Genomic DNA, 22578 nt, shown 5'->3' on the forward strand with positions numbered 1-22578 from the left:
GAGGCCCCGTGTCCCTCGCCGACAGTGCCGAAGCCACCGGCGCCCCAGCGTTCGTCCCCGACCCCCGGCTCACCAACGAAGACCTCGTACCCGCGCAGAAGCGCAACTGGAAGGTCTTCGACCTCTTCGCCATGTGGATGTCCGACGTCCACAACCTCGGCAACTACACCTTCGCCGCGGGCCTGCTGGTCCTCGGTATGAACGTCTGGCAGATCTTCACCTCGCTGCTCGTCGGCTTCGTGATCATCTACGCCGGCATGAACCTGATGGGCCGCATCGGCCAGCGCACCGGCGTGCCGTTCCCCGTCGTCAGCCGCATCAGCTTCGGCGTCTGGGGCGCCAACATCCCGGCGCTGATCAGGGCCGTCATCGCCATCATGTGGTACGGGATCCAGACCTACCTGGCCTCCGTCGCCGTGAACGTCATGCTGCTCGCCGCCTGGCCCGGCCTGGAGTCGTGGACCCACCACTCCTTCCTCGGCCTGGACGCGCTCGGCTGGACGTCCTTCGTCTCCCTCTGGCTGATCCAGGCGATGATCATCAGCCAGGGCATGGAGTCGGTCCGCAAGTTCCAGGACTTCTGCGGCCCCGCGATCTGGCTCGTGATGATCGCGCTCGCGATATGGGTCCTGGCGAAGGCCGGCTGGAGCATCTCGCTCACCTCGACCCCGCACCCGGTGTCGGTCGGCGAACAGTGGCGGCAGTGGTTCGGCGCGGTCGGGCTGATCCTCGCGACCTACGGCACGCTGATGCTCAACTTCTGCGACTTCTCGCGCTTCGCGCCCAGCTACAAGACGGTCAGGCGCGGCAACTTCTGGGGCCTGCCGATCAACTCCACGGCCTTCGTCATCGTGTCGGTCATCGTCACGGCCGGTTCCATCGAGGCGTTCGGCGAGGCCATCACCGACCCCGCGCTGCTGGTCGCCAAGGTCGGCAACACCTGGGTCCTGGTCCTCGGCGCCCTGACCTTCGCCATCGCCACCATGGGCGTCAACATCGTCGCCAACTTCGTCTCCCCGGCGTACGACCTGGCGAACGTCTGGCCGCAGAAGATCACCTTCAGGATCGGCGGCATGATCAGCACGGTCGCCGCACTGGTCGTGACCCCCTGGAACCTCTTCTCCAACCCCACGGTCGTCAACTACTTCCTCGGCGGCCTCGGCGCCTTCCTGGGGCCGCTGTTCGGCGTCATCATGATCGACTACTACTGGGTGAAGCGCGGCAGGATCGACGTCGACCAGCTCTTCGACGCCCGGCCCGGATCGCCGTACTACTACCGCAAGGGCGTCAACCCCAAGGCCCTGTGGGCGTTCCTGCCCTCGGCGGCGGTCGCCGCGGTACTGGCCCTGGTGAAGGCGTTCAGCGACGTGGCCCCGTACTCCTGGTTCATCGGAACCGCGCTGGCCGCGGGCCTGTACATGACCCTCTGCCGCACCGAACGCGCTGCCGAGGAGACAGCCGTCCCCGAGCCCGTGGAGGTCTGAGCGGCGTGCACATCGTCGTCACCAACTGCAACACCACGCAGGGGATGACCGAGGAGATCGTGCGAGGTGCCCGGGCCGCCGCAGGCCCGGGCACCACCGTGACCGGCCTCACCCCCGCCTGGGGACCCGAGTCCGCCGAGGGCTGGCTCGACACCTACCTCTCCGCCGCGGCCGTCCTCGACACCCTGCGCACATACGAGGGCCCCTGCGACGCCGTGGTCATGGCGGGCTTCGGCGAACACGGACGCGAGGGCGCGCGCGAACTCGTCGACGTGCCCGTCGTCGACATCACCGAGGCCGCCGCCCACCTCGCCTGCCTGCTCGGCCGCCGCTACGGGGTCGTCACCACCCTGGAGCGCTCACGCGGCCAGATCGAGGACAGCCTGTACGCCGCCGGAGTCGCCCAGAACTGCGCCGCGGTCGTCGGCACCGGCCTCGGCGTCCTCGACCTCGGCGACGTCCAGCGCACGCAGGAGGCGTTCGTGACCGCCGCGGAGCGGGCCCGGGAGGCCGGCGCCGAGGTCCTCGTCCTCGGCTGCGCCGGCATGACCGGCCTGCAACGGGCGATCGGGGAGAAGCTGGACCTCCCGGTCGTCGACGGCGTCGCCGCCGCGGTCAAACTCGCGGAGTCCCTGGTCTCCCTGCGCCTCACGACGAGCCGAGTGGGCGGCTACGCGCGACCGCTCCCGAAGCGGAGGGTGTGGGGTGCCGGCTGAGGGTGAATATGGCCTAGGACTCGGACTCGGGCACGACCGCCGTTGCCGTGATCTCCACCAACTGCCCCGTGTACCCGAGGCAGGCCACGCCGAGCAGCGTCGACGAGTGGGGTCCCGTACTGAGTCCGGACGCCTCGACGACACTCCACACGTCGGACAGCACCCTCGGCTCACTGCTGACGACATACACATCGGTCGCCACCACATGCGCGAAGTCACTGCCCACCGCGCGGAGTTGCTCGCCGAGATTGGCGATCACCTGCTCGGCCTGCCGCACGGGATCCCCCACACCGACGATCTTCCCCGCCGCGTCCAGCGGCACGGCCCCGGCGAGAAAGGCGAGCCGCGCACCCGCCTCGACGACCGACGCGTGAGCGTAGCCGGGAGGCGGGAAGAGACTGGGGACGGTGACGCGAGCGGGCACGGGAACTCCGGTCGGCGGGTTGGTTGAGAGTGGGATCGTCACTGGGAGATCAAGGGATTGAGGAAACGGCTGTGGGTCCCGTGCCAGAAGATCGCGAGTGAGTCGCGCGAACGCGTGGCGGCGACGAACAGAAGGGAGCGGGCGCGCTGGAGTTCGCGTCGGTAACGCAACACGTCGGTGTGCCGCATCTGGATCACTGCGCTGCGAGGCACCAATCCTTCGCTCACGCCTGCGATGATCATGCGCTGATACTCGAGACCTTTGAAGCGGAACATTGTTCCGATGCGCGCCCTCATCACCGCGAGGCCCGTCGGGGCCGATCTCCACGGCCCTGATGCCGGATTGGGCCAGGGCGACCGCTACCTCCTGCGCCATGGCGTTGGTGGGGACGCAGATCGCGATCTGTTCCAAGGGGATGTCGTTCCATTCGGAGACCAGCTCGGCGATGGCCCCGCGCTCGGTCTCCCAGTCCGTGCTCGGGTGGAGCTCAGGGAGTGGGCCGCTCAGCACGGAGCGATAACCGACTGGCTCGGATGAGCCTGCCGGCGGGGACGGCGCCGAACAACACCGACATCGATGTGCGCGCCCACCAGGGGAAGGAGCGCAGGCATATCGTCCCCCGCCGTGAGGACGACCGGAACCGTCACGTGTACCGGCTGCTCGCCTGGCTGTTGGGCATGACCTTCTGCGCGGTTGTGGCACATCGCCAGGGCGGCGGTTACAGGGGCTGGGTGTGGGGCGTGCTCGCGGCGCTCTTCTTCCTCGGTGCCATGCGGGTGGGCAGCAGATTGTTCTTGTCCGGGGGGCGAGGGCTCAGTGTCTTCGTGGCGTCCGTAGCCGCAGCCTTGCTTCTCGCTGGAGCCCTCGGCCTGGCGTCCTCCGAAGCCGAGCCGTGGACCCCGACTCAGATGGCGGTGGTGGCCGCGACGGTGTTCACCGTGATCGGAGTTTGGCTTCTGATACGACAGTGGAGCCTGGGGGAGTGGCTGGCCTGGGTGGCCCCACTGGTGTTCACGGTTGTGGTGTCCCTCGTCGTGGCGTCCGGATCAGTGCTCCATGCCTTGTACGCGGACGCGCTCGGATTCACTCCGGACGAGTTGGACGTACCAGGTATGTGGCAAGTGCTGGCTGCCGCGAAGCTGTTGAGCTTCCTGAGTCCGGCGCTGTTCGTGCCGGCCGGTTGGGGCATCGCCAAACACATCCATGTCGCGTTCCTTCGCCCCGGCGAACTTCTCAATGTCCCGTTGTACGTGGTGATGCAGGTATCTGTGATCGGTCTGGTCGCCGTCCTGGCAATCAACTCCGCTCAGGACGCGGTGGATGCCGTGAAGCACGCGGCACGCGAGAGGAAGGAGCCACCACCCTATTTCGGGGTCCAACCCGAGTGGACCTGCGTGGAACCGACGGTGAGCAGAGCAACATTGAATGTGCAGGGCGGTGAAGTCCACCCAGCGCATCCCTATCTCTTTTTCGGGCTGACTGGAGACACGGTCCTCCTGTGGAATGCCGTCACCGACGATCCCCTCAAGCTGCCCGCCGGACAGGTACGGCTGCTCCCCGCGCGGGACGGCCGCGCGACCTGTGGGTTTCCGGCCCGGAGGTGGGAGGCCGGGGCGCCTGTTTCCTGAGCCGGCGCGAGTCCCGGGACGGGACGGAGGCGCGCGAGGCGCCGCCTGTGACGCAGGATCTCGATGCGGTAGAACGGATACTCAACGCCCCGGGCCGCGGGGCCTGTTCACGGGGAGTGGATGCGTGTGGTGTGGGCGCCGGACCTCAGGGTCATAGCCGAGGGCATGGTCAAGGCGTCCATGGGAATGGTCACCACGGTGATGCCCGGTGCCCGGGACACCGCCATCGCGCTCTTTCACGAGCTGGACCGGCAGCACGGCATGGCCGGGGACGACGACGCGGGTCACGCGTTCGCGAAGGTGTACAAGTCGGCCGCGGCCACGACCCTCGACAAGATGGGCTTCAGCGCCTACGTCATGGGCGAGACCGGCAAGGGCCTGATGCGCAACGCGCGTGAGTTCATGGCGCGCGAGAGTCACATCGCCTCCGAGATCCTCAAGAAGCAGGTCGACCTCACACCGGGAATGGGCGACCCGGGGACGGACTGTACGGAGAGCTTCCTCGGCCTGGGACAGGAGCTTCCCGAGGTGGTCGGCGACACCGCCTGGTACGACCGGTACGCGCCCGGAGGCATGAGCGACCGCTTCCGAGGCTCCCCCGAGAAGCTGCGCGATGTCGCCGGCTCCTGGCGTGCCGGCGGGAAGATGATGCTGCGTTTCCTGGAGGACGCCCAGGCCTACGCGCACACGGCCGACAAGGCCCACTCCGGTGAGGCCGCCGACGCGTTCCGCCGCTACTTCGCCGGGTTCGTCGGCTTCGCGGCCCCACCGGACCAGGCCCAGCAGGACGAGACCCTCGTGGCGAACCTCGTGGCGGCCTGCAACCAGCTGGCCAAGGCGTGCGACCAGTACGCCGATCACGTCGAGGCGGCGAAGCGGCAGATCCAGCAGCATGACATGGACCCGTTCCACATCGACGCGCCGTGGGACTCGCCCATGTTCGGCGGGAACGGGGACGACGGCGGGCTCAAGAACGCGGTGCTGAACGATCCCTGGATACACCGCCTCGGGGACGTTGCCCACGCCCTGGACGAGGCCGAGAAGCGCGTCAAGCTTCCGAACGGGTCGGACAGCCCGCCGGGCCTTCCCGGGCTGCCGCTGCTCCCGATACCCGTTCCCATACCTGTACCGATCGTGCTCGCCTCGTACCGCGGCCAGGCCCCCGGCATCCTGCCGATGGGCAACAAGGTCGACCCGTCGATCCCCGCTCAGGACCCCATCCCGCCCCAGCCGGGCACCACCCACCTCCTCGGGCCGGCCGAACAGCCGCAGTTCCGGACCTGGCTCAACTCCCTCAACACCGGCGGCTTCGCGGGCGGCGGCGGCCCCACCAACCCGGACAACGCCTACCAGCTGCGCGTGGCCGGCTACCCGGAGCGTGAAGTGCCCCTCGAAGGCCGCAAGCGCGGTCTGATGGTCGACGGCATACGCCCCGCGGACGGCTATCTGGTCGAGGCCAAGCACGTACGCGACCCGGACTGCAAGAAGCGGAGCTTCCGCAGCATCGAACGGGTCAACGAGACGCTCGCCAAGCCGGTGAAGGTCGACGCCAACGGCAACCCCAAGTGGGACCCGGTCATCGATTCCATGTACGGCGACGACAGCCGCGAGCTCGCCCGCTATCAGAAGGCCATGTCCAACCCGGCGAACTCCGAGATCCGCGGGCTTGAGATCGTGACCAACGGCAAGGACAACGCGGTCTACTGGGAGTCGATGATCGCCATGAACGGCGTCACCGGCTCCGCACGGTACGTACCTTGAGATCGAGGAATCCAGTGACAGCGCAGCGCAACGTCAGGACCACCTTCGGCTTCTACCCGCCGGAGAACAACGAAGCCGCCTGGCAGTCCAGCCTGGACACCTTCATGGCAGCGCTTGAGCGCGGCTTCCCCGACGCGGTCCTGGAGACTCGTGTTGATCCCCTGCGCGGAATGAGCGTGGTGGACTTCGACATCGAGGTAGCACCGGAGGTCTGGGTCACGGGCAGCGCGGCGATGCCTTCCCCCGACTACGCCTACATCACCCTCGGTAGCGTGACCGCCGACGAGGCGGCTCTCTTCGCCGTGTGGCTGCGCGACTCATACGTCCCCTCGCCGACCAGCGTGCGCTTCATCAGCAGCGCGGCGATGGAGAACGGCGACGAGACCCCGGAACCGCTGCCTGCCGTCGGCGGTGCGGCCGAGGTGGAGGCCGTACTGCGCAGCCACCTGGTGACGGCGGGGGCCGTGTAGCCGACGCCGACGGCCACATGGAGTCCCTACGTGGAAGGGACAACCGTGTCGCTCAGCGAGCCCTGCGTGGTACGTCGTCCGTCAGGCGCTTGCGGCCGATGTAGCCGACACGGATCCTGCCTTCTTCGCCGATCAGGCGGAAGTGGATGCGTCCAGGGCTGGGCTGGAAGCGTACGTGGAGGCTGAAGGGCCACTTGACTCCGTCGAGATCGGTGAAGTTGACGAGTCCCAGCTTGATGCGGGACTCGCTCTCGGGTACGACCTTGACGGCCCAGGCCGGCTCCGACTCGCCGGGGCGCCATGTCTCCGCCGCGGTGTTGAGGCGTAGCAGTTCGTCACGTACGGAAGGCGCGGCCACATCGGCCAGATCCTTGAGGTTCTGCTCCACTCCTGGCACGAACTGGAGGTAGGGGAAGAGCTCTGCCCGCTTGTCCCAGAGGTCCGTGCCCGTCGTTGCGGATGCCGCGCCGGTGTCGCGGATCCACTGCTCGTGTTCGGTGACGTGGGCGTGGGACGAGGCATGCCTGACATCCGCGCTGCCCTCGGCGTAGTGGTCCTCGTCGACGAGTTCGTAGTCCACCTTGAGCCAGGAGGCGTCCCAGGACGGGGCCGAGGGGAGGCTGACGGCGAGCGAGGTGGAGTTCATGAGGTGGGCGGCCGCCAGTCCGAGCACCGGTGCGCGTGGGGAGTGGGTGACGAACGAGAAGCGGCTGCTGGAGCGGGCCGGGTTGAGAGGGATCGACGAGATCGTGCGCGGCGGGGTGAACGAGCCCGAAGGGCTGGTGCACATGCTCGGGCGGGCGGAGGCGGTCCTGGACGCGGCGGTCTTCCGGGCCGAGGAGGTCCTGGACGCCGAGGTCGCCCGGGCCGAGGAGGTCCTGGACGCGATGGTCGTCCGGGCCCGGGAATCCGGCGTCGAATAACCCTTCGAAAAGGCCCCGCCGCCCCTGCTACCGTCACCGACGTGGCGAAACTCAATCAGATCATCGCAGTGGAGAAGGGCATCAAGTCCAAGTCCCATCAGGACCTGACGGCCGCTCATCACGGGCTGCAGAAGCCCGCATTGCTGGCCGGCATCTCGCGGACCTATCAGCCGAAGGACGAGGAGGGTGAGCAGCTGCCGCCCGAGTCGACGCGGGTGCAGGTGCAGGCCGAGGACGTGTTGCGGGAGACCGCGGGGACGCTCACCCGGCTGTTCGACGTGACCGCCACCAAGGACTGGGCGAACTGCACCGCCCGGGCGGATGTGAAGGTGGACGGGCGGGTCCTCGTCGCCGACGTGCCCGTGTCGTATCTGCTTTTCCTTGAGAAGCAGCTCACCGATCTCAACACCTTTGTGCGGAAGCTGCCCGTTCTCGACGCTTCCGAGTCGTGGGTGCAGGACCCGTCGACGGACGCGTGGAAGACCGAGCCCGTCAGGACGCTGCGGACCAAGAAGGTGCCGCGCAACCACGTCAAGGCCGAGGCCACCGAGAAGCATCCCGCCCAGGTCGAGGTGTACTACGAGGACATTCCCGTCGGGTACTGGACGACCGTGAAGTTCTCCGGCGCCCTGCCCGCGCGGCGCGTGAACGAACTCCTCGACCGGGTCGAGAAGTTGCAGCAGGCCGTCAAGTTCGCCCGGGAAGAGGCGAACGGCGTGGACGTCCTCGACCAGCGCGTCGGGGACTCCGTGTTCGGCTACCTGTTCGGGTAGCCTCTGGAACTCCCCGGCCACAACGCACCACGGCCGGGGTGCGCGAGGAGCGCAAGCTGAACCTGAAGCTTGTCGTGAATGCACGGTTCCAGTGGAGGTTCGAATCCTCCCCGCGGCACCAAACGGCACTCCACGGAGTGCCCACGCGCCGCGGTAGCCCAACTCGGCAGAGGCAGACCGTGATCAATCTCAGACTCTTGCTCCAGACTCAGCATTCGCCGCCGATCGCCGGATCAACCGGGCCCAGGCCCCGGGACGCCGAAATGCCGGTTCAAGTCCGGTCCGCGCAGCTCGATGCGTGGTGGTCCAAAGGCAGGACGCGGCGACATAACGACTGACCTGGGTTCTCAAGCGTGCCGGCGTGCGACATGGGCGGCATCACAAGGGTCCGGGGGCCGGCTACGCCCTCGGACCCGCTCCCCGTTCAGTGACAAACCGGGCCCGCCCCCGATTGCGTTCATAAAGAACGCGGCATCCCCGCGATGCGTCACCTTCCGGAAATACCTACGTTCCATTTCCTCCAGCAACGCGCTCTACCGTAGGCAGCACACCGCCCGGCCGACGTCGCCCGAAGGCGCCCCCGCCCTCGCCCGACAGGAGTCCCGTGTCCCGCCTCAGTGCCGCCGTACCGCTCTGGCTCGCCCATGCCCTGCGCGCACAGCGCGGCCCCGTGCCCTGGAGCGCGGTCGTGCGGGGCGCTCTGGCCGCCGGACCGCTGCTGCTCGTGGCCGTGCTGAGCGGGCGTACGTCCATCGGTGTCGTCGCCGCTCTGGGCGCCATGCTCGCCGGGATCAACGACCGGCCGGGCAGTCGTAGGGCCGCGGTCAGGCGGCTCGGGATGCCGGCGCTCGCGGGTGCCGGTGGGCTCCTCGTGGGGTCGTACGCGGGAGCGCACGTCGGCGCGGTGACGCTCACCCTTCTTCTCACCGTGCTAGGGCTGCTCGCCGGAGCCGTCAGCGCCGTCGGACCCGTCGCCAGCGGAGCGGGTACGCAGCTGCTCGTCGCCGCCGCCATCGGGGCCGGGATGCCGCTGCCCGAGCCCGGCTGGCAGCGTGCGCTCCTCTTCGTCGGCGGGGCCGGGTGGCTGCTCGTCCTGCGGCTCGCGCTGCCCACGCCCGGGGCCACCGCCGGCGACTATCGGTTCGACGGGGAGCGGGACGCCGTCGGGGGTGTGTACGACGCCGTCGCCGCGCTGCTCGAAGCGGTCGGGGGACCGGACGCGCCCGGTCGCAGGGTCGCCCTCACCGCCGCGCTCGACCACGCCCAGGACGCGCTCGGCGGCCCCCGGCTGCGGCGGTACGCCAGTTCCGCGGCCGAGCGGCGGCTGCACGCGCAGTACGCCGCCGCGCTCCCGCTCGCCGAGGCCGCCACCGCGCTCGCCTGGGCGGGCGAGGCGGTGCCCGCGAGGGCCGTCGACGGGCCGCGGCGGCTCGCCGTCGCCGTACGGACCAGTACGCACACCGGACCGCTGCCCGCGCCCGCCCGCTCCGCGCCCGCCCTGCGCGCCCTCGACGACGCACTCCTGCACGCCGCCGACGCCTTCGACAGGGGTGGCGACGACAACGCGCTGCACACGCGGCGCCGTACCGCCACGTCCCTCGCCCGCACGGCCCTCGGTTCCGGAGGACGCGAGTACGGACTCCGGGTCGCCCTCTGCTTCGGCGCCAGCGTGGCCGTGGCGCAGGCCCTGCACCACGCCCGCTGGTACGGCAGCCACTCCCACTGGTACTGGCTCCCCGCGACCGCCGTCTTCCTGGTCAAGCCCGACCTCGGACCGCTCGCCTCACGCGTGATCTGCCGGGCGGCGGGGACCGTGCTCGGCGCCGTCCTCTTCGCCGGGTTCGCGGCGCTGCTCCCGCGCCCCGCCGGGCTGGTCGCCCTGGTGGCGCTGTGCGGCGCCCTGATCCCCGTCGCCACCCGGCACTTCGCGGCGCAGACCGCCGTCGTCACCGTGCTCGTGCTCTCCCTCGTCATGGTGGGCGGGGAGCCGGGGGCCTCCTGGAGCCGGCTCGGCGAGACGCTGCTGGCCTGCGCGATCGTGCTGCTCGTCGGTCATCTGCCCGCGCTCGGGCAGCGCGGGGGAGGGGTACGGGCACGGCTCACCCGCGCCGCCGAGGCCGCGCACATGTACCTCGCCCACGTACTGGACCACGGCATGACCGAAGACCGGGCCGGCCGGTGGGCCCTGCGCCGCGAGGCCTACCGCGCGCTCGCCGAGGCCCGCGTCTCGATCGACCTCGCCGCCGCCGAACTCCCCGCCCTGGCCCGGCACGCGGAGGGAACGGACGAGGTCGCGGCCACCCTCGAACGCCTCGTCGACACCACGACCGCGTGCGCCGTTCAGCTCGACGACACCGGACGGCTCACCCCCCAGCACACCGAACGCATCGCCGAACTCCTCGACGAACTGGCCGAGGGACGGGAACGCGCGGGGCTGGCGGTGAAGGAGGGGCAGGCGCCCCCTGCTTCACTCGCGGGCTGAGCACCGGGAGCCCGGCCCGTCGTACGGTGACGCCATGACGCCGTCCGTCCCGACTCCGTCCACCACCACCCCGTCCGCCGCGGGCCCCGCCGACCTCCTCATCACCGGGTGCACCGCGCTCGTGCACGACGAGCACGAGGAGGTCGCGTTCGTCGAGGACGCCTCGATCGTCGTACGGGCCGGGGTCATCGAGGCGGTCACGCGCGAGGCGCGTCTTCCGGACGCCGCCCTGCGTATCGACGCGCGCGGCCAGGTGGCGATGCCCGGCCTGATCAACTGCCATACGCACACCCCGATGGTCGCCCTGCGCGGGATCGCCGAGGACCTGCCCGCCGAGGAGTGGTTCAACGACTTCATCTGGCCCATCGAGTCCAACCTCACGGACCAGGACGTGGAGTTGGGGGCGAGGCTCGCCTGCGCCGAGATGATCCGCGGGGGCGTAACCTGCTTCGCCGACCACTACTTCTCGATGGACGCGGTCGCCGCCGTGGTGACCGAGAGCGGGCTGCGCGCGCACCTCGGCGAGGCCTTCTTCTCCTCACAGGGAGCCGAAGGCCGCGAGAAGTCGCTGGAGTTCGCGCTGCGACAGCGCGGAGCCGCGGGCGGGCGCATCACCACCGCCCTCGCCCCGCACGCCCCGTACACCGTGGACGACGCCGATCTCGCCGCGACCGCGGCCCTCGCCCGCGAGCACGGCCTTCCCGTGCACCTGCACGCGGCCGAGAGCCGCGGCCAGACCGACACCAGCCTGGCCCGGTACGGCCGGACGCCCATCGAGATCCTCCAGCGCGCCGGGCTCCTCGACAACGAACCCGGTCTGCTCATCGCGCACGGCACCGGCATCGTCGAGCGCGACCTGCCGGTGCTGGCGGGCGCGAGCGGACCCGTGGCCGTCGCGACCGCACCCCGCGGCTATCTCAAGTTCGCCTGGGGGCCGACCCCGGTACGGGCCCTGCGCGAGATCGGCGTCCCCGTCGGACTCGCCACGGACGGAGCCGCGTCGAACAACTCCCTGGACGTGTGGGAGTCGATGGCGCTCACCTCACTCGTGCAGAAGTCCGCCGAAGGCGACCCACGATGGCTGACGTCCCGTCAAGCCCTGCACCACGCGACACTTCAGAGCGCGCGGGCCGTCGGCCTGGGCGAGCGGATCGGCAGCCTCGCACCGGGGCGGCGGGCCGACATCGTCCTCGTCGACCTCAGCGGCCCGCACACCCAGCCCGTGCACGATCTCGCCGCCACCCTCGTCCACAGCGCCCGCTCCGGGGACGTGACGACGACGATCGTCGACGGACGTGTCCTGATGCGCGACCGTGTGCTGCTGACACTCGATCTGCCCGCCACGGTCGGGGAGTTGGTGGAGCGGCTGCCCGCGCTCGTCGAGCGGGGCCACGGGAGGCGGATTCAGGAGTACGACACCTGATCCACTCTCCCCCGGCTGGAGGGCAGGGACCCCGCAGAAGGCCTCATCGACCACCCGTACGCCGTCCACGACCGCCTGCGCGACACCGTGCCCGCGGCCCGCTCGCACTCCCGGTGACGTACTGAATCCAGAAATTCTCCGCCGGCGCCGATGAGTTCCGCTCCCATGCCCGGTCACCACTGCGAAGGCACCGTTCCCTAGGAGGGACACATGACGCTTCCGCAGATCGTCTCGAGCGATGAGTGGCGCGCCGCGCGCGAGAAACTGCTGGTCAAGGAGAAGGCGGCGACCCGCGCACGGGACGCGCTCAACGCGGAGCGGCGCGGGCTGCCGATGGTCGAGATCGACAAGGAGTACGTGTTCGAGGGCGGCGACGGCAAAGCGGCCCTGCTCGACCTCTTCCAGGGGCGCCACCAACTCGTCGTCTACCACTTCATGTTCGCGCCGGAGTGGGACGCGGGCTGCCGCAGCTGCTCGGCCTTCCTCGACCAGATCGGCCACCTCGCCCATCTGCGGGCCCGGGGTACGGAGTTCGCCGCCGTGTCCCGGGCGCCGTACACGAAGATCCTGCCCTTCAAGGCCCGTATGGGCTGGACGGTGCCCTGGTACTCGTCGTACGACAGCGACTTCAACGACGACTTCCGGGTGTCCGTCGAGGTCGACGACGATCCCTACGAGCGGCCGGGCGTGAGCTGCTTCCTGCGGGACCGTGACCGGGTCTTCCACACCTACTCGACGTACGAGCGCGGCCTCGACGGGCTCGGCTCGACGACCACCCTGCTGGATCTCACGGCACTCGGCAGGCAGGAGGAGTGGGAGGTGCCCAGGGGACGCGCCTCGGCACTCGGGGCACCGGCGGGCAGCGAGCGGATCCGGTACCACGACGAGTACGAGGAATGACAAGAAAGTACGAGAAGGGAAAACTCGCGAAATGAAACGCGCACAGGCAGAGAGTTCCCTCACAGCACAGTAGTGAACGAGTGTTGACTATGTCTCAGTACCGTCACTGACCGAGCCGTTCACCCCGCCTTTGGCGTTTAACTCTATGAGTACGCGTCATGAGTACGGCGCTACATGGAGGTGCAGGGTGAACGGGCGAATGGTGCTGGAGCGCTTTCCCGCGGGTGGGCCGCGCGGTTCGTGGCCCGCCGAGGAGTTCGCGCAGGCGTGCCGCCTTCAGGGGCAGGCCGCCGAGGTCGTCATGGACCTCGCCTCGGACGCGTTCCTGGTGATCGTGCGTGCCGGGGAACTCGTCGAGTGAGGCCGCCCGAGGTCAGCCCACCTTCGGAGCCGGAACTTTCGGAGCCGGCGCTTTCGGAGCGGGCGCTTTCGTGGGCACTTTCGTGGGAATCTTCGCGGGCACCTTCGTCGTGAACTGTTCGGCCTGCAAGGCGTACAACTCGGCGTAGACACCGCCCTTCGCCAGCAGTTCGTCCGGACTGCCGGACTCCACCAGACGCCCCTGTTCGAGGACATGCACCAGATCGGCGTGGCGGACCGAGGCCAGCCGGTGGGTGATGAGGACGACCGTCTGGCCGCTGCCCGCCAGGGCCCTGATCTTGTCGAAGACCTCCAGCTCGGCCCGGGCGTCCAGCGCCGCGGTCGGCTCGTCCACGATCAGGATGCGACCACGGCGGTACGCGGCCCGTGCGATGCCCAGCCGCTGCCACTGCCCGCCCGACAGCTCGTGCCCGCCGCTGAACCCGCGGGCCAGCAGCGTGTCCAGGCCGCGGGGCAGATCGGCGACCACGTCCTCGGCCCCCGCCTCCATCACCGACGAGGTGACGCGCTCGTCCGTCAGCGGCGCCGAGGAGCGGCCGACCGCCACGTTGACGCGGGCCGTGAACGGCCAGCGTTTGAAGTCCTGCGCCACCATCGCGATGCGTTCGGCGAGTTGCTGCCGGTCCGCGGTCGCCGCGTCGACGCCGTCCCACAGGATCCGGCCCCGCTCGGGCGCGTACAGGCCCGCGAGCAGCTTCACCAGGGTCGTCTTGCCCGAGCCGTTCTCACCGACGAGCGCCACGATCTTGCCGAGCGGCAGATGGAGGGTGACGTCCGCGAGCGCCGGCCGGGTCGAGGCACCCGGATAGGTGAACGTGACGTTCTCGAAGCGGATCTCGCTCGGATCGTCGGGGAGCGGCTCGCCGCCCACCGGGATCGCGCGCTCGGCCGCCTCCACGTACAGGCGCTGCAGATCGCCCACGAACAGGGCCTCCTCATGGAGGGAGTTGACCTCCAGGACGAGCGTGTCGAGGCTCGCGGAGCCGGTGCGGATCGCGATCACGGCCGTACCGGCGACGGAGAGTGCCATCGCACCGGCGAGCAGCAGTCCGCCGAGCGTCGCGTATGTCGCCACGGTGGCGATGCCCGTCCAGCCCGCCGCGACCAGGCCGGTGCGGGCGGAGAGACGGGCCAGGCGGGCCTGTTCCGCCTCGGCGGTCTCCGACATCGAGCGGAAGTGACGCAGCAGGAACGGGCCGACGCCGTGCACGCGGATCTCCGGGGCCGCGGCGGGCTCGGTGAGCAGACTGCTGATCAGATGCCCGGCACGGGCGTGCTGCACCCAGGTGTGGAAGGACTCGTAGCGGCGCCGGGCGATCGTCAGGGAACTCCAGGCACTCGGCAGGGTCATCGTCACGAGCAGCGGCAGCAGGGCGGGGTGCAGGACGGTCAGCACGCCCGCGGCCGCGATGAGCGAGATCATCGCGTTCACCACACGGGTGGCGATCGCGATCATGCGGCGGGCCGAGGAAGCACCGTACTGCGCGGTGTCCAGCAGCTTGTGGAAGGCGTCGTCCTCGATGGCGGACAGTTCGACGGCCGCCGCGCGCTCCAGGTACAGCTCGGTGGCGACGCGCTCCACCTTGGGTTCCAGGCGCCCGGTGGCATACGTCGAGGCCGCCCGCAGCAGCGCGCCGAGCAGCATGACGGCGGCGACCGTGACCAGCGCCGGGACCGCGCCGTGCAGCCGGTCCCCGACCGAGCCGCTCGTCATCAGCCGGCCCAGCACGATGTTGACGGCCAGCAGGCTCACCGCCTGCGCCGCGCCCCGGGCCAGTTCGGCGGAGACCACGATCCGGGCGGCGCGGCGGTCCGCGGTCCAGGCGAGCCGGAAACTGGACGCGAGCAGGGACGGCAGCCGCGTCACCATCGCGCGGAAGTTCAACTCGAGGAACGCTTCGGAGTGCTGCGACCAGCCCATGTCGTAGCGCAGGGGACCGCCGAAGAGCAGGTGTTCGGAGGCGGACGGCGCCGGTTTGTCGTCGTCGCGGTTCTTGTCGCGCGCTTTCCCTGTGGATTTCCCCACCATCGGCCTCCCCGGGAACGGATGAACGGTGCCTTCCCCAGGAACACGGCACTCCACTCGTGGTGATGGCGGAGTACGGGTGGCGACCGGCGCACTTCGGACACGCCCGCCAGCCCCCGAACCGGAGGACTACGCGCCGCGCGCCGACCGGGGGGTCACGCGCCGCGCGCCGATCGGGGGGTCACGCGCTGATCGGACGCGACCAGACGGGTGTCGTACCGGTGACCCGGCACAGGGCCAGATAGAGGGGGATCGGCGGGGTGTAGGGCAGGGTGCCGGCCGGCTTGTGGATGAGGCCGGGGGCGTGCGGGGTGTCCGCTACGACCGCCCCGGCGGCGTAGTGGGCGGGCGCGGGCCAGTCCAGGGCCACATCGGACTCGGAGGGCACGAGCCACCACCAGTGCGCCCCGTCGGCGTACACACAGCCCACCCGGGGCAGCCGGGTCAGCAGCAGGGGTCCGAACCGGGCGGGCACCGCGACCGCGTCGCAGCCCAGCGGTACCGTCATGCCCTCGGGCACGGGGAGACGTCGCAGCACCCTGGACGCCGTCTGCTCGCGCCTCAGGCGGACCAGCGTGTCCAGGCTCAGGACCTGAGCACCGGGTCCTGTCGCCGACGTACCCCTCACAGCTTTCCCCGATCCCGGCCTCGCCCGATCGGGGGGATCCCCGTGGTCCGCGTCCCCCAGGAGGTTTCCCTCCGCCAGGACGTCTCCCTCCGCCAGGACCCTTCTGTCCTCCAGGAGGCTTCCGTTCCCCGGGATGCTTCCGTCCCGGTGCCCCGGCCGTCGGCCGGGGGCTTCCTCGCGCCCCATCCGAGGTCGGAGCGGGCCGCTGCGGCCCCCGTGGCGTCGGCCGCCGGGGAGCGCGGGAGATCCGCCCAGACCAGCAGTCCCGGCGCGGTGTCCTGGGCGCCCCAGGACCGGCACACGGCCGCGACGAGCAGCAGCCCCCTGCCCTGCTCCTCCTCGGGACGCTGCGGCGAGGGGTGCGGCTCATCAGGAGCGCATCCCTCGTCACGTACGGCTATCCGCACCAGGTCGTCCCCGTCGTGCAGCTCGCACACCACACGCGCGCTCGCGCTGTGCACGATGGCGTTGGTGACCAGCTCGGAGACGACGAGGACCGCCGTGTCACAGGTGTCGTCGGACACGGCCCAGCCGGAGAGCCGGGCGCGCGTCAGGTGCCGGGCCTGAGCCACGGAACCCGGGTGTGCGGCCAGCTCGAAGCGGAACCGGCGCGCGGCGGCGGCGCCAGGGCGCACCCCTGCGGCGGCACGCAGACCGGAGCGGTCCTCGGCGGCGTCTGTTCCTAAGGGCGCGGACGGAATCACGCTTGCCACTATCTCCCCGCCGTGAACACTTGGCAAGTGTCACTCTGAAAATTGCAGAGTGCCGTGTGACTCTGAGAAGGGCCGTGGCACACTGCTGGCAACAGCACGCCGAGCGGCGCCAGTTGGGATCGTCGAAGAAGTCGAAGAAGACGAAGCGGACCCCGAACGGCGCCGTCCGGTCTGTCAGGACGCAGTACCTGTTCAGAGGCGTTCAGAACGGCGTCCGACCGTTCACAACGGCATCCGACCGTCGGAACGGCGTCTGTTCGGGACTCAGTTCGGGACTCAGTGGAGGTGGGACGTGAGCGAACCGCGGTCCGCGCCGACGGTCGGCCAGGTCGTCCTCGGCCGGCGCCTGCTGGACCTACGGGAACGCGCGGGTCTCAAGCGTGAGGAGGCGGCGCGCATCCTGCGTGTCGCGCCCGCCACGGTCCGCCGGATGGAGATGGCCGAAGTCGCCCTCAAAATCCCCTACCTCCAGCTCCTGCTGAAGTCGTACGGGGTGTCGGACGAGGAGGCCGAGGCCTTCGTCCAACTGGCCGAGGAGGCCAACCGGCCCGGCTGGTGGCAGCGCTTCCACGACATCCTGCCGGGCTGGTTCTCGATGTACGTCAGCCTGGAGGGTGCGGCCACCCTCATCCGTTCGTACGAACCCCACTTCGTGCCCGGAATCCTGCAGACCGAGGAGTACGCCCGTGGTGTCCTGAAGTCGGGCGCCGTCGGCCAGACCAGACCCGAGGACATCGAGCGCCATGTGGCGCTGCGCATGCAACGCCAGAGTCTGCTCACTCGTGAAGGCGCACCCCGGATCTGGGCCGTGATGGACGAGACGGCCCTGCGCCGGCCCGTCGGCGGTCCCGAGGTGATGCGCGCCCAGATCGACAAGCTGATCGAGGCCACGAAGCTGCCCAACGTGACGCTCCAGGTCGTCCCGTTCTCCACGGGGCCGCACCCCGGTACGTACGGGCCCTTCGTGCTGTTTCGCTTTGCCATGCCGGAACTCCCGGACATGGTCTACAGCGAGTACCTGACCGGCGCCGTCTATCTGGACGAGCGTTCCGAGGTGGCGACCCATCTCGAGGTCATGGACCGCATGGCGGCTCAGGCCGCCACGGCACATCGCACGAAGGAGATCCTCCGGGATTTCCGCAAGGAGCTGTGAATGGACAACATCAAACAGCGGATACGCAATGAGCGGATCTGCGATGAGCGGATCTACAACGGGATGCCCGCCCGTGAACTGGGCAGCGAGGGCTGGCACAAGCCGTGGAGCGGCGGCAACGGCGGCAACTGCCTGGAGGCGATGAAGCTCGCGGACGGGCGTATCGCCGTCCGCCAGTCGGCGGACCCGGACGGGCCCGCGCTGATCTACACACCCGGCGAGATGACCGCGTTCATCCAAGGTGCCAAGGAAGGGGTGGCGGACTTCCTTCTTTCCTGAACTCTCTTAAAATTGGTGCTGAATTGATTACTTGCAGCGGTAGAAGACCGAGACCTTAGGGCCACGACAGCAAACGCTTTACGCAATACGCGCTTTAGGTAAGACACACTTTAGGCAACACGCGCTTTACCTGGCGGGGCGTCGGCCAAGAGGGTTTCTAAGGACCCGGCGGCAGCGCCCCGCACAACGCCTCCAACGCCGCCCCGTACGCATGCTCCGAGGGCGTCGCGTACCCCACCACCAGCCCGTCCGGCGCGGACATCGTCGCCTCCGGATGCCGGAACTCGGCGAGCCCGTCGAGCGCGACACCCTGCCAGGTCGCGGCCTTGACGGCCGACCTCTCGGTCCCGGGCGGCAGCCGCAGCACCGCGTGCAGCCCGGCCGCGATCCCCGTCACCTCGATGTGCGGCGCCCGCTCCGCGAGGGCCGCGACGAGCCGGTCACGCCGCCCGCGGTACCGCTGCCGCATCCGGCGGACATGACGGTCGTACGACCCGGAGGCGAGGAAGTCCGCGAGCGTCAGCTGCTCCAGGACGCTCGCCCACGCCTCCCGCTCGCCCTTGACGGCGAGGACGGCGTCGACGTACCGCCGCGGCAGGACCATCCAGCCGAGCCGCAGCGCGGGCGACAGACTCTTGCTCACCGAGCCGATGTGGACGACCCGCTCGGGGTCCAGTCCCTGCACGGCGCCGACGGGCTTGCGGTCGTAGCGGAACTCGCCGTCGTAGTCGTCCTCCAGAATCAGGCCGCCACGCGCGCGTGCCCAGTCCACGACGGCGGCCCGGCGCTCCGGGTGCAACGGGCCACCGGTCGGGAACTGGTGCGCGGGCGTGAGCAGGACCGCCCGCTCCCGTCCCAACTCGCCCACCCGGGCGCCGTCCTCGTCCAGCGGCAGCGGCACGGTCCGAACCGACGCGGCGGCCAGCAGCTCGCGGTGGAAGCCGAGGCCGTACGACTCGACCGCCAGCGGCCCGCGCAACACGCCCGGGAAGAGCAGCCGCAGGGCGTGCGCGAAGCCCGAGCAGATCACGATCCGACCCGGCTCGGTGCGCACGCCACGCGCGCGTGCCAGGTACTCGGCGAGGGCCTCGCGCAGTTCGACGCGGCCCGCGGGATCGCCGGGCCCGAAGGCCGAGTTGGGCGCCTGCTGGAGCGCCCGCCGGTACGAGGCGAGCCAGGCGGCGCGCGGGAACGACGAGGCGTCAGGTGTCCCCTGCCGCAGATCGTGTCGGGGCCCACGCGCGCGTGAAGGCGCCTTTTTCGGTACGCGCTCCGGGGCCCCCAGGGGTTCGGCGCGCTCGGCGACGCGGGTGCCCGACCCCTGCCGGGCGGTCAGCCAGCCCTCGGCGACGAGTTCGGCGTACGCGTCGGCGACCGTGTTGCGGGCCACGCCCAGGTCGGCGGCGAGCGAGCGGTACGGCGGCAGCCGGGTGCCCGGGGCGAGCCTGCCACCGCGTACGGCCTCGCGCAGCGCCCGGATCAGCGCGGCCCGCCGTCCGCCCGGCCCGGACAGCTCCAGATGCAGGTCGGCGCCGATCCGCTCCGCAGAATTGACCCATGATTCCGCCATGGAAATGCACCCTACAGCCGGTCTTTCCGGTCCGTAGATTCATGGTCATGACGACGAACACGATGAACACGACGACCCCCGTTCCCGCTCGCCTCGACTTCGCGAAGTCCGCCCCGAAGGTCTTCCGCGCCCTCGTCGGCTTCGACGCGGCGGCCCGCGACGGGCTCGACCCGGCCCTCGTCGAACTGATCCAGATCCGCGCCTCCCACCTCAACCACTGCGCGTACTGCCTCCACATGCACACCAACGACGCCCGCAAGGCCGGCGAGAGCGAGGACCGGCTGCACATGGTCGCGGTGTGGCGCGAGGCCCGGCACTTCTTCACCGAGAGGGAGCGCGCGGCCCTGGCCCTGACGGAGGCGGTCACGCGCGTCGCCGACGCGGGTGTGCCCGACGACGTCTACGCGGAGGCCGCCGCCCACTTCGACGACCAGGAACTGGCTCACGTCCTGGCTCTCATCCTCACGATCAACACCTGGAACCGGGTCGCGCTGTCCACGGCGAAGGTGGCGGGCACGGACGAACGCCGCTGACCCGCACGGCTTCGCGGGCCCGGGGGGCTCCCGCACCGACCGGCGGAGCCCTACGCGGTCATGGGGCGGTCGTACGGTCCGATCGGCGCCGGCAACTGCGATGTCCCGGCCAGCGCGCGGTCCACGGCGGCCGCCACCGACCGCCCCTCGGCGATGGCCCACACGATGAGCGACTGCCCGCGGGCCGCGTCCCCGGCGACGTACACCTTGGGCACGTTGGTCGCGAAGTCGGTGTCGCGGGTGATCGTGCCGCGCGCGTCGAGGACCAGGCCGAGCTGGTCGATCAGCCCGTCGTGCCGGTCGGGCCCCGAGAAGCCGAGGGCGAGCAGCACGAGGTCGGCGGGGAGGCTCCGCCCGGAGCCGGGGACCGGGCGGCGCCGCTCGTCGACCTCGACCAGGTGCAGGGAGCGCACATGCCCGTCCGCGTCCCCGGTGAAGTGGAGCGTGGACGCCGCGAAGAGGCGCGCGTCCGCGTCCGCGGCGGGCGCCGTCTCCAGGTCGCGGGCCTCCTCGTGCGCGGCCGAGAGCCGGTAGATCTTGGGGTACGTCGGCCACGGCTCGACGTCCTCGTCGCGCTCGGCCTCCGGCTGCGGATAGATGTCGAGCTGGGTCACGGACGCGGCGCCCTCGCGCACGGCGGTCCCCAGACAGTCGGCACCCGTGTCCCCGCCGCCGACGATGACGACGTGCTTCCCGGCCGCGGACAACGGCGAGACCTCCAGATCCCCCTCGCACACCCGGTCGGCCAGCGGCAGATACTCCATCGCCTGATGGATGCCGGCCAACTCCCGCCCCGGAACATCCAGTTCGCGCCAGGCCGTGGCGCCCACCGCGAGCACGACCGCGTCGTAGCGCGCCCGCAGCTCGGCCGCCCCGAGGTCCCGGCCGATCGCCGTGGACGCCCGGAACTTCGTGCCCTCCGCCCGCATCTGCTCCAGCCGCCGGTCCAGATGCCGCTTCTCCATCTTGAACGCGGGGATCCCGTACCGCAGCAGCCCACCGATCCGGTCGGCCCGCTCGTACACGGCGACGGTGTGCCCGGCCCGGGTCAGCTGCTGCGCGGCGGCGAGCCCGGCGGGCCCCGACCCGATCACCGCGACCGTACGGCCGGAGAGCCGGTCCGGTGGACGCGGTGGCGTGAAACCGTCCGCCCAGGCGCGGTCGGCGATGGCGACCTCGACGTTCTTGATGGTCACCGCGGGCTGGTTGATCGCGAGAACACAGCCCGCCTCGCAGGGCGCGGGGCACAGCCGGCCGGTGAACTCGGGGAAGTTGTTCGTCGCGTGCAACCGGTCGCTCGCCGCCCGCCAGTCCTCGCGCGAGACGAGGTCGTTCCACTCGGGGATCAGATTGCCCAGCGGGCAGGCTTCGTGGCAGAACGGGACACCGCAGTCCATACAGCGGTCGGCCTGCCTGCTGATGATCGGCAGCAGCGCACCGGGGACGTACACCTCGTTCCAGTCCCGCACCCGTTCCTCGATGGGCCGACGGGGATACTCCTCGCGCGGAGTGGTCATGAATCCCTTGGGATCGGCCATGGCCGTCTCCCTCACGTACGCGTACCGGTACGGGGCCGCGCGACCATCGAACGCCTTCGGCCCACGGCCCTGGGCGGCTCTCCTTTCCCGCCACGATACGTCGCCTGCGGGTACCTTGCCGCTCAGCTGCCGGCCCCGGTCGAGGGTGGTGGCGGCCTCAGGTGAGGGCCAGCGTGTACGAGACCGCCGCGGCGGCCGAGGCGACCGCGCGGATGTGGTTCCACCTCGTCCACTCGCGTACGTACGAACGCCAGTACACGGCGGCCTCCGGCGTACCCGGGTCCGTCTTCAGCAGCGCGTCGTTGCGCGGGACGTTGGCGACGACCGTCACCCCGAACGTCCCGAACAGATACAGCGCGCTGCCCAGCAACAGCTCCACCGTCCCCTCGTCGGGCAGCAGCACGAAGGTGACCACGGCGAGCACGGCACACAGCCCCGCCGACCCGACGAACACGAGCATGAACGCCGGGCGCACCGCGGCCACGTTGATCGCGTTCATCGCCGCCACGCCCTGCGCGGGCGGCAACTCGGCGAGCCCTCGCATCACGAACGTCGAGAACCCGCAGAACACCCCGGCCACCAGCCCGCAGCCGAGCGCCCCCAGCACGGTCAGCACGAAATACGGTCCATCGATCATGACAACTCCCCCGTCGCTTCCCGAAGCCCAAGATCCTGCACGGCACCCACCGTCACCACAAGTGAAATCCCGTACCGCCACAGTGACCATGGCCGAGGGAAGCGTAGGCATGCGCGAGCGTCCAGAACCGGGTGCC

22 protein-coding genes and 1 pseudogene are annotated in these 22578 nt (G+C 70.3%); 14 read left to right on the plus strand and 9 right to left on the minus strand.

Annotation, left to right across the window (positions count from 1 at the left end):
- Window positions 1–8: 8 nt before the first annotated feature.
- Together ACIQTP_RS22550 and ACIQTP_RS22555 are read left to right on the plus strand one after the other, a co-directional pair.
- Window positions 9–1484, plus strand: coding sequence for an NCS1 family nucleobase:cation symporter-1 (locus tag ACIQTP_RS22550; protein ID WP_403402178.1), 1476 nt, complete (start codon window positions 9–11; stop codon window positions 1482–1484).
- 5 nt (window positions 1485–1489) lie between these two features.
- Window positions 1490–2200: an aspartate/glutamate racemase family protein gene (locus tag ACIQTP_RS22555; protein ID WP_403402181.1), complete on the plus strand. Its 711-nt coding sequence runs from the start codon at window positions 1490–1492 to the stop codon at window positions 2198–2200.
- 13 nt (window positions 2201–2213) lie between these two features.
- Here ACIQTP_RS22555 and ACIQTP_RS22560 read toward each other — a convergent pair whose 3' ends face one another.
- Complete coding sequence (locus tag ACIQTP_RS22560; RefSeq protein ID WP_403402183.1) at window positions 2214–2624, minus strand: RidA family protein; 411 nt, start codon at window positions 2622–2624, stop codon at window positions 2214–2216.
- A gap of 38 nt (window positions 2625–2662) precedes the next feature.
- Window positions 2663–3164 (minus strand): annotated as a pseudogene (locus ACIQTP_RS22565) (3'-5' exonuclease); the annotation flags it as partial.
- Here ACIQTP_RS22565 and ACIQTP_RS22570 point away from each other — a divergent pair.
- From ACIQTP_RS22570 to ACIQTP_RS22580, 3 genes are all read left to right on the plus strand, one after another.
- Window positions 3158–4252 (plus strand): NnrS multi-domain protein, encoded by a 1095-nt coding sequence (locus tag ACIQTP_RS22570; protein WP_403402767.1) that lies wholly within the window; start codon window positions 3158–3160, stop codon window positions 4250–4252. The pseudogene ACIQTP_RS22565 and the gene ACIQTP_RS22570 sit on opposite strands and share 7 nt — an antisense overlap.
- Before the next feature lie 120 nt (window positions 4253–4372).
- Window positions 4373–6013 carry a restriction endonuclease fold toxin-2 domain-containing protein gene (locus ACIQTP_RS22575; protein WP_403402186.1) on the plus strand — a complete coding sequence of 547 codons (1641 nt, stop codon included), beginning with the start codon at window positions 4373–4375 and terminating at the stop codon, window positions 6011–6013.
- A 14-nt stretch (window positions 6014–6027) separates the two neighbouring features.
- On the plus strand, window positions 6028–6483 hold the full coding sequence (locus tag ACIQTP_RS22580; protein WP_403402189.1) for a hypothetical protein: 456 nt from the start codon (window positions 6028–6030) through the stop codon (window positions 6481–6483).
- A gap of 52 nt (window positions 6484–6535) precedes the next feature.
- On the opposite strand, the gene ACIQTP_RS22585 is transcribed toward ACIQTP_RS22580, so the two are convergent.
- Window positions 6536–7156, minus strand: a complete 621-nt coding sequence (locus ACIQTP_RS22585; RefSeq protein WP_403402192.1) for a hypothetical protein — start codon at window positions 7154–7156, stop codon at window positions 6536–6538.
- A 19-nt stretch (window positions 7157–7175) separates the two neighbouring features.
- On the opposite strand from ACIQTP_RS22585, the gene ACIQTP_RS22590 reads away from it, so the two are divergent.
- From ACIQTP_RS22590 to ACIQTP_RS22615, 6 genes are all read left to right on the plus strand, one after another.
- A complete protein-coding gene (locus tag ACIQTP_RS22590) occupies window positions 7176–7406 on the plus strand; it encodes a hypothetical protein (protein WP_403402195.1) in 231 nt (76 codons plus the stop codon).
- A 41-nt stretch (window positions 7407–7447) separates the two neighbouring features.
- Window positions 7448–8179: a hypothetical protein gene (locus ACIQTP_RS22595; protein ID WP_403402198.1), complete on the plus strand. Its 732-nt coding sequence runs from the start codon at window positions 7448–7450 to the stop codon at window positions 8177–8179.
- A gap of 604 nt (window positions 8180–8783) precedes the next feature.
- Entirely contained in the window at window positions 8784–10661 is a 1878-nt protein-coding gene (locus ACIQTP_RS22600) for an FUSC family protein (protein WP_403402201.1), read from the plus strand.
- A gap of 34 nt (window positions 10662–10695) precedes the next feature.
- Window positions 10696–12084, plus strand: a complete 1389-nt coding sequence (locus ACIQTP_RS22605; protein WP_403402203.1) for an amidohydrolase — start codon at window positions 10696–10698, stop codon at window positions 12082–12084.
- Window positions 12085–12294: 210 nt separating this feature from the next.
- On the plus strand, window positions 12295–12984 hold the full coding sequence (locus ACIQTP_RS22610) for a DUF899 domain-containing protein (protein WP_403402206.1): 690 nt from the start codon (window positions 12295–12297) through the stop codon (window positions 12982–12984).
- Between the two features lie 187 nt (window positions 12985–13171).
- Window positions 13172–13345: a hypothetical protein gene (locus ACIQTP_RS22615; RefSeq protein WP_095855250.1), complete on the plus strand. Its 174-nt coding sequence runs from the start codon at window positions 13172–13174 to the stop codon at window positions 13343–13345.
- 12 nt (window positions 13346–13357) lie between these two features.
- Here ACIQTP_RS22615 and ACIQTP_RS22620 read toward each other — a convergent pair whose 3' ends face one another.
- The 3 genes from ACIQTP_RS22620 to ACIQTP_RS22630 all read right to left on the minus strand — a co-directional run bounded on the left by ACIQTP_RS22620 (window position 13358) and on the right by ACIQTP_RS22630 (window position 16723).
- Window positions 13358–15394 carry an ABC transporter ATP-binding protein gene (locus tag ACIQTP_RS22620; protein WP_403402209.1) on the minus strand — a complete coding sequence of 679 codons (2037 nt, stop codon included), beginning with the start codon at window positions 15392–15394 and terminating at the stop codon, window positions 13358–13360.
- A gap of 178 nt (window positions 15395–15572) precedes the next feature.
- Complete coding sequence (locus ACIQTP_RS22625; RefSeq protein WP_403402212.1) at window positions 15573–16019, minus strand: hypothetical protein; 447 nt, start codon at window positions 16017–16019, stop codon at window positions 15573–15575.
- Window positions 16016–16723, minus strand: a complete 708-nt coding sequence (locus ACIQTP_RS22630) for an ATP-binding protein (RefSeq protein ID WP_403402215.1) — start codon at window positions 16721–16723, stop codon at window positions 16016–16018. Before ACIQTP_RS22630 ends, ACIQTP_RS22625 begins: the two co-directional genes overlap by 4 nt.
- 301 nt (window positions 16724–17024) lie before the next feature.
- Here ACIQTP_RS22630 and ACIQTP_RS22635 point away from each other — a divergent pair, with 301 nt between their 5' ends.
- The gene (locus ACIQTP_RS22635; RefSeq protein ID WP_403402218.1) at window positions 17025–17885 is read left to right on the plus strand and encodes a helix-turn-helix transcriptional regulator; all 861 of its coding nucleotides are present in this window, start codon (window positions 17025–17027) and stop codon (window positions 17883–17885) included.
- Window positions 17886–18164: a DUF397 domain-containing protein gene (locus tag ACIQTP_RS22640; RefSeq protein ID WP_402043369.1), complete on the plus strand. Its 279-nt coding sequence runs from the start codon at window positions 17886–17888 to the stop codon at window positions 18162–18164. It abuts the gene before it with no gap.
- Between the two features lie 157 nt (window positions 18165–18321).
- Here ACIQTP_RS22640 and ACIQTP_RS22645 read toward each other — a convergent pair whose 3' ends face one another.
- Window positions 18322–19734, minus strand: a complete 1413-nt coding sequence (locus tag ACIQTP_RS22645; RefSeq protein ID WP_403402221.1) for a PLP-dependent aminotransferase family protein — start codon at window positions 19732–19734, stop codon at window positions 18322–18324.
- A gap of 41 nt (window positions 19735–19775) precedes the next feature.
- Here ACIQTP_RS22645 and ACIQTP_RS22650 point away from each other — a divergent pair, with 41 nt between their 5' ends.
- A complete protein-coding gene (locus tag ACIQTP_RS22650; RefSeq protein WP_403402224.1) occupies window positions 19776–20267 on the plus strand; it encodes a carboxymuconolactone decarboxylase family protein in 492 nt (163 codons plus the stop codon).
- A 50-nt stretch (window positions 20268–20317) separates the two neighbouring features.
- Here the strand turns inward: ACIQTP_RS22650 and ACIQTP_RS22655 are convergent, their stop codons facing one another.
- Window positions 20318–21805: a glutamate synthase subunit beta gene (locus ACIQTP_RS22655; protein ID WP_403402226.1), complete on the minus strand. Its 1488-nt coding sequence runs from the start codon at window positions 21803–21805 to the stop codon at window positions 20318–20320.
- 157 nt (window positions 21806–21962) lie between these two features.
- Window positions 21963–22442, minus strand: coding sequence for a DUF1772 domain-containing protein (locus tag ACIQTP_RS22660; protein WP_403402227.1), 480 nt, complete (start codon window positions 22440–22442; stop codon window positions 21963–21965).
- Window positions 22443–22578: the final 136 nt, after the last annotated feature.

Source organism: Streptomyces sp. NPDC090798 (assembly GCF_044768965.1).
GTDB lineage: Bacteria > Actinomycetota > Actinomycetes > Streptomycetales > Streptomycetaceae > Streptomyces.